We start from the raw sequence: 8235 nt of genomic DNA, 5'->3' as shown, positions 1-8235 counted from the left end.
CAATGCGGCCGCCGTCATCGCCGCCATCCGCGCCCGCGCGCCGGGGCTGCGCATCACCCTGGACCCGGTCGAGTTCCGCGGGCTGCAATACCATGTGGGCGTCGCCTTCACCCTGTACGGGCCGGGCGGCACCGGGGAGCTGGCGCGCGGCGGCCGCTACCGCAGCGGCGAGGAGCCGGCGACCGGCATGACCCTCTACCCCGACGCGCTGCGCCGCGCCGCGCCGGTGCCGCAGGAGGCGCCGCGCCTGTTCCTGCCGCTGGGCGCCGACCCGGCGGCGGCTGCGCGGCTGCGCGGCCAAGGTTTCATCACGGTGGCGGCCCTCTCGCCCGCCGACACGCCGCAGCGCCTGCGCTGCGGCCACATCCTGCGCGGCCAGGATGCCGCGCCCATCGAGGAGATCGCGTAGCCATGGCCAATGTCGCCGTGATCGGCGCCCAGTGGGGCGACGAAGGCAAGGGCAAGGTCGTCGACTGGCTGGCCAGCCGGGCCGATATCGTCGTGCGCTTCCAGGGCGGCCACAATGCCGGCCACACCCTGGTGGTGGGCAACCAGACCTACAAGCTGTCGCTGCTGCCCTCCGGCGTGGTGCGCGGCAAGCTCGGCATCATCGGCAATGGCGTGGTGCTGGACCCGGACGCGCTGCTCTCCGAGATCTCGCGCGTGCGCGGGCAGGGGCTGGACGTCGGGCCGCACAATCTGCGCATCGCCGAGAACACGCCGCTGATCCTGCCGCTGCACCCGGCGATCGACAAGGCGCGCGAGGAAGCCCGCGGCGAGGCCAAGATCGGCACCACCGGCCGCGGCATCGGCCCGGCCTATGAGGACAAGGTGGCCCGCCGCGCCATCCGCCTCTGCGACCTGGCCGAGCCGGAGACGCTGTCGGCCAAGCTCGACGAGCTGCTGCTGCACCACAACACCCTGCTGAAGGGCCTCGGCGCCGAGACCTTCGAGAAGCAGGATCTGCTGGACCGCCTGCTGGCCCTGGCGCCGAAGCTGCTGCCCTATGCCGAGGCGGTGTGGGAGCGGCTCGACGAGGCCCGCCACAGCAACAAGCGCGTGCTGTTCGAGGGCGCCCAGGCGGTGATGCTCGACGTCGACCACGGCACCTATCCCTTCGTCACCTCCTCCAACACGGTGGCGGGCAATGCGGCGGCGGGCGCCGGCGTCGGGCCGCACAGCGTTGGCATGGTGCTGGGCATCGCCAAGGCCTACACCACCCGCGTCGGCTCCGGCCCCTTCCCGACCGAGCTGCAGGACGAGATCGGCAAGCGCCTGGGCGAGCGCGGCCGGGAATTCGGCACCGTCACCGGCCGGCCGCGCCGCTGCGGCTGGTTCGATGCCTGCCTGGTGCGCCAGGCGGTGAAGGTCGGCGGCGTGCAGGGCCTGGCGCTGACCAAGCTCGACGTGCTGGACGGCCTGACCGAGCTGAAGATCTGCACCGGCTACGAGATCGATGGCGAGGTGGTGAAGCGCCTGCCCGCCGCCGCCGCGGCCCAGGCCAAGGCCAAGCCGATCTACGAGACGCTGGAAGGCTGGACGCAGTCCACCATGGGCGCGCGCTCCTGGGCCGATCTGCCGGCCACCGCGATCAAGTATGTGAAGCGCATCGAGGAGCTGGTGGAAGCGCCGGTCACGCTGCTCTCCACCTCGCCGGAGCGGGATGACACCATTCTCGTGAGCGATCCGTTCTCGGACTAAAAGGCAAGGCAGGGGGCTCCGCCCCCTGACCCCCGCCGGGGTGGCAGGGCCACCCCGGACCCCGCCATCAGGGGAGCAACCGGCCAAGGCAGGTCGCCGTTTTTGCCGCATCCCCCACAGGAGGCAGGCAATGGCGGGCACCGCCCAGAAGACCGATCCCAAGCTCTGGGAGAAGGTCAAGGCCAAGGTCACGCGCGAGGCCAAGGGCGGCAAGCCCGGCCAATGGTCGGCCCGCAAGGCGCAACGCGCCGTCGCCGAATACAAGGCGGAAGGCGGCGGCTATCGCGGCGGCAAGACCAGCGACAACCACCTGGACCAATGGCAGCGCGAGGATTGGGGCACGAAGTCCGGCGCGCCCAGCGGCCAGACGGGCGAGCGCTATCTGCCGCGCAAGGCGCGCGAACGCCTCTCCGACAGCGAATACGAGCGCAGCAGCGCCAAGAAGCAGGCCGACAGCCGCAAGGGCCGCCAGTTCAGCGCCCAGCCGCGCCCCGCCGCCCGCAAATCCGCCGCCGCCCGGCGCGACAGCCAGACCAAGGCCCAGCTGATGGAGCAGGCGCGGAAGCGGGACATAAGCGGCCGCTCCCGCATGACCAAGGCGCAGCTGGTGGAGGCGCTGGCGTGAGCGAGGATGTCTGGAAGGAGTTCCGCGCCGTCGCCAACATGCCGCCCGCCCGGCTGCGCCGCTGGCTAGAGAGCGAGGCGAGCCGCTCTGTCGGCATGACCAAGGACGGCGAGAAGGTGACCGCCCCTGGCGAGGGCGAGGCGGTCGGCCACCGGATGGGCGAGCGCATCCTGGAGATCAAGGCGCGGCGCAAGGCGGAACTGACCGAACGCGACCAGGCCGACATGCGCAAGGTCATCGGCTATGTCCACCGCCATGCCGCGCAGCGCCCCAAGGGCGACATCCGTGACAGTCGCTGGCGCCATTCGCTGATGAACTGGGGCCACGACCCGCTGAAGTGAGCCGGCCGCCAGCGGCGGCCGGCCCGGACAGAAAAAAGAAGGGGTCCAGGGGAATTCATTCCCCTGGCCTTTTTTTATGCAGAAAGGGGCAGGGCCCTTCCGGATCCCGCCCCTTTCATCCCGGCGCTTGCCTAGCGGTGTTAGTCCACCGCCAGCCGGCGCTCCATGATCTGGCTCTTCATGCTCTTCTGCAGCTTCTCGAAGGCGCGGACCTCGATCTGGCGCACGCGCTCGCGCGAGATGTTGTACTGCTGCGAGAGCTCCTCGAGCGTGGTCGGCTCGTCCTTCAGCCGGCGCTCGATCAGGATGTGGCGCTCGCGCTCGTTCAGCGTCTTCAGCGCCTCGCCGAGGAGTTCGCGGCGGTTGGACATGTCCTGCCGCTCGGCGATCTCGGTTTCCTGGCTCTCGCTCTCGTCGACCAGCCAATCCTGCCACTCGCCTTCGCTGTCGGCGCGCACCGGCGCGTTCAGCGAATTGTCGGGCGAGGCCAGGCGGCGGTTCATCGAGACCACGTCCTGCTCGGGCACCTGCAACACGCGGGCGATCTTCTCGACCTGCTCGGGCTGGAGGTCGCCCTCCTCGAGCGCGGCCATCTGCCCTTTCAGCCGGCGCAGGTTGAAGAACAGCTTCTTCTGCGCGGCGGTGGTGCCCATCTTCACGAGCGACCAGGAATGCAGGATGTACTCTTGGATCGCGGCGCGGATCCACCACATGGCGTAGGTGGCCAGGCGGAAGCCGCGGTCGGGATCGAAGCGGCGGACGGCCTGCATCATGCCGACATTGCCCTCGCTGATCAGCTCGCCGACCGGCAGGCCGTAGCCGCGATAGCCCATGGCGATCTTGGCGACGAGGCGCAGGTGAGAGGTGACGAGCTTGTGCGCGGCCTTCTGGTCGCCATGCTCCTTCCAGTCCTTCGCCAGGCGGAATTCCTCCTCCGGCGTCAGCATGGGGAACTTGCGGATCTCCTGCAGATAGCGGGAGAGATTGCCCTCAGGGGCGATCGGGATCATCGAAGTCGTGGAAGCCATACTGCAACTGCCTCCTGCACCGGCCGGGAGCCCCTGTGACGGCAATCCCCGGCTCAAGCTCCGGGTCGCCCCCCGCTCGGGCCCTGACGCGCCGCCCTGACCCCGTTCACAGTCGGTGTCAGGCCCGGCGGCCGCGCCATGGTGGTGGCACCCGGCGTTGGCGACAGAAGAACGCTACCTCTCCCTTCGCGGTTGCGCAAGAAAATCCCGACTGTAATAGTCGGGTTACCCCGGGTTACCATCCAGCAACGCGAGCAGCGCCTGCATGTCGGGGGGGAGGGGGGTGCTGAAGCGTAGCATCTCGCCCGTCACCGGATGATGAAAGCCAAGGCTTTCAGCGTGCAGCGCCTGGCGCGGGAAGGCCAGCAGCGCGTCGCGCGCCGCCACGGGCAGGCCGCGGGCGGTGGCCGGCAGGCGGCGCAGATAGACCGGATCCCCCACCAGCGGATGGCCGATATGCGCCATATGGACGCGAATCTGGTGGGTGCGGCCGGTGGCGAGTCGGCAGCGTAACAATGCGCAACTGGTGCCCCAGGCGCGCTCCGTGGCGTAGCGGGTCAAGGCGTGCTTGCCGTTGCGGGCGACCACCGCCATGCGCTTGCGGTCGGTCGGGTGGCGGCCCACCGGGGCATCGACCTCGCCGCTGGCGGGCGCCGGCACGCCCCAGGCCAGCGCCAGATAGGCACGCTCCAGGTCGCGGCTGGCGAAGGCGGCGGAGAGGGCGGTGTGCGCCACCTCGCTCTTGGCCACGACCATGACGCCGGAAGTGTCCTTGTCGAGCCGGTGGACGATACCGGGACGCTTCTCGCCGCCGATGCCGGTCAGCTCCTCCCCGGCATGGGCCAGCAGGGCGTTGACCAGCGTGCCATCCTGGTTGCCGGGGGCGGGGTGGACCACCAGCCCGGCCGGCTTGTCCAGCACGATCAGGTGCCGGTCCTCGAACAGGATGGTCAGCGGGATGTCCTGCGCCTGCGGCGTCGCCGGCTGCGCGGCGGGCGGCGCCACGACATAGGTGGCGCCGGTGCGGATGGCCTCGGACGGGTCGCCGGCCGGCTGGCCGTCGCGCGTCACATGCCCGGCCTCGATCAGCGCCTTGACGCGCGAGCGCGACAGCGTGCCTATCGCCGCCGCCAGGAAACGGTCGAGGCGGGCGCCCGCATCGGCCGGTCCTGCGGTCAGGGTGAAGGGGCCCTCCGGCGTGGTGCCGGTGGCGGCCTGGCTTTCGCCGGAAGGAGAGGTGTCGGTGCGCGCGCTCAAATTTGCTGTCGGTCTGATGGGGGTGATGATCATCGCCGGCACGGTGGCGCTGGTGGTGCTGCTGGTGCAGCGCATGAACAGCGCGGCGCGCGGGATCAGCGCCGGGGTTAGCACGGAACTGGCGCTGCGGCAGCCGCCCGGTTCGCGCATCGGCCAGATCGCGCCGCTGGATGGCGGCCGGCTGGCGGTGTGGGTGGAGCGGCCGGATGGCGCGCGCATCCTGCTGGTGGATCCGCAGGGCGGCCGGGTGGCGGGCGAGATCCGGCTCGGAGAGTAAGAAAGAAGGGGTTCTTTTTTGCAAAAAAGAACCAAAAAACCTTTTTCAGTTAGGCGTCCCGCCTCAGGCCCTGGGCGGGACGCCCACTGACAAAAAGTCTTTTGCTTCTTTTCTTCAGAAAAGAAGGATCCTTCCATGCCGCATCGCAAGCCCAACCTCCCCGAGAAGCCCTGCGCCGCCTGCGGCCGCCCTTTCGCTTGGCGGAAGAAATGGGCGCGGGTGTGGGAGGAGGTCCGCTATTGCAGCGAGGCCTGCCGGGAGGGGCGCCACCCGAAAAAGCATTCCGGTGGCGGAAATATGAAATCAGCCCCTTGATCGCGCCCCGCCTGGCCGATAAAAGCCCCCTCACACGACGCCTCCAGTCCCCTTCGTCTAGAGGCCTAGGACACCGCCCTCTCACGGCGGCAACAGGGGTTCGAATCCCCTAGGGGACGCCAAGGCGATTGGCGCAAAAAGGCAGCCGCAAGGCTGCCTTTTTTGCGTTCAGGGCAGCCGCATGAAATTCGCGGCGCCCGAGGCGCGGGCGATCAGCGCCTGCATCGCCGGGTTGCTGGCGCCCGCCTCGTCGGTCAGCGCGTCCATCGGGCAGAAATATTCGTGCGCCTGCGGCATCTGGGTGCGGGCGAAGCCGTCATATTGCCGGGTCTTCAGCCCGTAGAGCACCCGCAGGTCGCGCACCGGCAGCACCAGCGGCTCCACCGGCGCCTGCCGCAGCAGCTTGATGCGGCGCCAGCGCGGCAGCTTGTCGCCGGGCTGCAGCGGCGCGATCAGCCAGGGCAGCGGGCAGACCGCCAGCAGCGAGCAGGTGGAGGGCGCGAAGCGCGACCTCTTGTCCAGCAGGTTCTGCAGGGTCGAGCAGGCCTCGATGCACAGCAGGTCGACATAGGCATCGGCCGGGTCGGGGCTGAAATGCAGCCACATGCCGTCCGGCACGGTGCGCAGCCGGTTGGAGCCGGGCAGCCTGAGGAAAGGATGCGCCGTGCCATCCTGCTCGCCCGGGCGGGCGCGCATCCAGACGCCGCGTTGCTTCGGGCTGTCCAGCGCGCCCGGCGGGCGCTGCGGCCATTGCCGCAACCGCCGGCGCACCAGGTCGTCCAGCGAACGGTGAAGGAGTTCCGGCCTGTCGATATCGCGCATTCCAGGAGTTCCGTCCGTGGTTTTCAACGTCCGGTTGGTATTCATTAACGATCACGCTTGCGTGATCAAGAGGAAATCGACCTGGGCGCGAATTATCATGGAGCAATAGCGACCGCTGGCGAATCGGTCCGCTGGGTCACGTCGCCGCTATAGCTGAGCGGCCGGGCACGGAATTGTCCCGGACTGTGTGGCGGATGTGGGTGTTGCGCGGCTTTCTTGTGGCCGCGCGCAAAGAAAGCCCCGCCGCGGCGGGGCCGGGCGGGGCGGGCGGCGCGGCGGGACAGGGATGTCCCGCCGCCAGGGGCGACGGACTTGCCTTCAGCGCTTGTCCACGTCCACGAAGTCGCGGGCGGCGGCGCCGGTGTAGATCTGGCGCGGGCGGCCGATGCGCTGCGCCGGATCCTCGATCATCTCCTTCCACTGGCTGACCCAGCCCACGGTGCGCGCCACGGCGAAGAGCACGGTGAACATGTGGGTGGGGATGCCCATCGCCTTCAGGATGATGCCCGAATAGAAATCGACATTCGGGTAGAGCTTGCGGCTGACGAAGTAGTCGTCCGACAGCGCGATGCGCTCCAGCTCCATGGCGAGGTCGAGCAGCGGCTCGTCCTTGATGCCGAGCTCCTTCAGCACCTCGTGGCAGGTGGCCTGCATGATCTTCGCGCGCGGGTCGAAGTTCTTGTAGACCCGGTGGCCGAAGCCCATCAGCTTCACGCCGGAGTTCTTGTCCTTCACCTTCTCGATGAAGGCGGGGATGTTCTCGACCGAGCCGATCTCGGCCAGCATCTTCAGCACCGCCTCATTGGCGCCGCCATGGGCGGGGCCCCACAGGGCGGCGATGCCGGCGGCGATGCAGGCGAAGGGGTTGGCGCCGGTCGAGCCGGCCAGCCGCACCGTCGAGGTGGAGGCGTTCTGCTCGTGGTCGGCGTGCAGGACCAGGATGCGGTCCATGGCGCGGGAGAGGATGGGATTGGGCTTCCACTCCTCGGCCGGCACGGCGTTCAGCATGTACAGGAAGTTCTCCGCGTAGGAGAGGTCGTTCCGCGGGTACATGAAGGGCTGGCCGATCGAGTACTTGTAGGCCCAGGCGGCGATGGTCGGCACCTTGGCGATCAGCCGGAAGGCCGCGATCTCGCGCTGCTGCTCGTCATTGATGTCGAGGCTGTCGTGGTAGAAGGCCGAGAGCGCGCCCACCACGCCGCAGAGGATCGCCATCGGGTGGGCGTCGCGGCGGAAGCCGTCGAAGAAGCGGCGCAGCTGCTCATGCACCATGGTGTGCAGGGTCACGCCGCGGTCGAACTTCGCCAGCTGCTCCTTGGTCGGCAGCTCGCCGTTCAGCAGCAGGTAGGAGACTTCCAGGAAGTTGCTCTTCTCCGCCAGCTGCTCGATCGGGTAGCCGCGATACAGCAGCACGCCCTGGTCGCCATCGATATAGGTGATGGCGCTCTCGCAGGCGGCGGTGCCGCCATAGCCGGGGTCGAAGGTGAAGACGCCCAGCTCGCCGTAGAGCTTGCGGATGTCGAAGACGTCGGGGCCAATCGAGCCCTGGATCAGCGGCAGTTTGGCGCTCTTGCCAGACTCGTCGAGCGTGACGGTAACGGACCCTTTGGCCGTGCTGCTCATGGCGTCTTCCTCGTGTCGGGGAGGGCGGCGGCGTCCCGGGGGGCGCCCGCGCCGTCTATGATGCAGCGCAAGATTATGCGCTGGGTTGCATCCTTGTCCATCCGCCGGGCGGTGAAGCTGGGGCGCCAGACGCGGCCCGGCCATGAAATCGCCGCAATTCCACCCCGCCGGAACCGGCCGGGGCCGGGCCGCTCAGAAGCGGGCGCGCCAGCTCTCCGGCGCGCCGTCGCGGTGCGACCACAGGCC

10 protein-coding genes and 1 tRNA gene are annotated in these 8235 nt (G+C 69.1%); 7 read left to right on the top strand and 4 right to left on the bottom strand.

Going from position 1 to position 8235, the window contains the following annotated elements; translation table 11 throughout:
- The 4 genes from HMPREF0731_RS04455 to HMPREF0731_RS04440 all read left to right on the top strand — a co-directional run.
- Positions 1 to 409, top strand: a 409-nt coding sequence (locus HMPREF0731_RS04455; protein WP_007002835.1) for an ATP phosphoribosyltransferase regulatory subunit, incomplete at its 5' end; no start/stop codon positions are given.
- A 2-nt stretch (positions 410 to 411) separates the two neighbouring features.
- Entirely contained in the window at positions 412 to 1701 is a 1290-nt protein-coding gene (locus tag HMPREF0731_RS04450; protein WP_007002834.1) for an adenylosuccinate synthase, read from the top strand.
- 130 nt (positions 1702 to 1831) lie between these two features.
- Positions 1832 to 2326, top strand: coding sequence for a hypothetical protein (locus HMPREF0731_RS04445; RefSeq protein WP_007002833.1), 495 nt, complete (start codon positions 1832 to 1834; stop codon positions 2324 to 2326).
- Positions 2323 to 2667 carry a DUF3140 domain-containing protein gene (locus HMPREF0731_RS04440; protein ID WP_007002832.1) on the top strand — a complete coding sequence of 115 codons (345 nt, stop codon included), beginning with the start codon at positions 2323 to 2325 and terminating at the stop codon, positions 2665 to 2667. The genes HMPREF0731_RS04445 and HMPREF0731_RS04440 overlap by 4 nt, the downstream gene beginning before the upstream one ends.
- A gap of 140 nt (positions 2668 to 2807) precedes the next feature.
- Here HMPREF0731_RS04440 and rpoH read toward each other — a convergent pair whose 3' ends face one another.
- Positions 2808 to 3695: an RNA polymerase sigma factor RpoH gene (gene rpoH, locus HMPREF0731_RS04435; protein ID WP_007002831.1), complete on the bottom strand. Its 888-nt coding sequence runs from the start codon at positions 3693 to 3695 to the stop codon at positions 2808 to 2810.
- A 225-nt stretch (positions 3696 to 3920) separates the two neighbouring features.
- Complete coding sequence (locus HMPREF0731_RS04430) at positions 3921 to 4952, bottom strand: RluA family pseudouridine synthase (RefSeq protein WP_007002830.1); 1032 nt, start codon at positions 4950 to 4952, stop codon at positions 3921 to 3923.
- Here HMPREF0731_RS04430 and HMPREF0731_RS04425 point away from each other — a divergent pair.
- The 3 genes from HMPREF0731_RS04425 to HMPREF0731_RS04420 all read left to right on the top strand — a co-directional run bounded on the left by HMPREF0731_RS04425 (position 4939) and on the right by HMPREF0731_RS04420 (position 5666).
- Entirely contained in the window at positions 4939 to 5229 is a 291-nt protein-coding gene (locus HMPREF0731_RS04425) for a DUF6476 family protein (protein WP_007002829.1), read from the top strand. The two genes, HMPREF0731_RS04430 and HMPREF0731_RS04425, sit on opposite strands and share 14 nt — an antisense overlap.
- 135 nt (positions 5230 to 5364) lie before the next feature.
- Positions 5365 to 5544: a DUF2256 domain-containing protein gene (locus HMPREF0731_RS26465; RefSeq protein ID WP_007002828.1), complete on the top strand. Its 180-nt coding sequence runs from the start codon at positions 5365 to 5367 to the stop codon at positions 5542 to 5544.
- Positions 5545 to 5590: 46 nt separating this feature from the next.
- A tRNA-Glu gene (locus HMPREF0731_RS04420) sits at positions 5591 to 5666 on the top strand.
- Between the two features lie 46 nt (positions 5667 to 5712).
- Here HMPREF0731_RS04420 and HMPREF0731_RS04415 read toward each other — a convergent pair.
- On the bottom strand, positions 5713 to 6366 hold the full coding sequence (locus tag HMPREF0731_RS04415) for a hypothetical protein (RefSeq protein ID WP_007002827.1): 654 nt from the start codon (positions 6364 to 6366) through the stop codon (positions 5713 to 5715).
- A 318-nt stretch (positions 6367 to 6684) separates the two neighbouring features.
- Positions 6685 to 7989, bottom strand: a complete 1305-nt coding sequence (gene gltA / locus HMPREF0731_RS04410) for a citrate synthase (protein ID WP_007002826.1) — start codon at positions 7987 to 7989, stop codon at positions 6685 to 6687.
- Positions 7990 to 8235 lie beyond the last annotated feature (246 nt).

This window comes from Pseudoroseomonas cervicalis ATCC 49957 (genome assembly GCF_000164635.1).
GTDB classification, from domain to species: Bacteria; Pseudomonadota; Alphaproteobacteria; order Acetobacterales; family Acetobacteraceae; genus Pseudoroseomonas; species Pseudoroseomonas cervicalis.
Note: the sequence above shows the minus strand (reverse complement) of the source record. Positions and strands in the feature narration are given on the sequence as shown.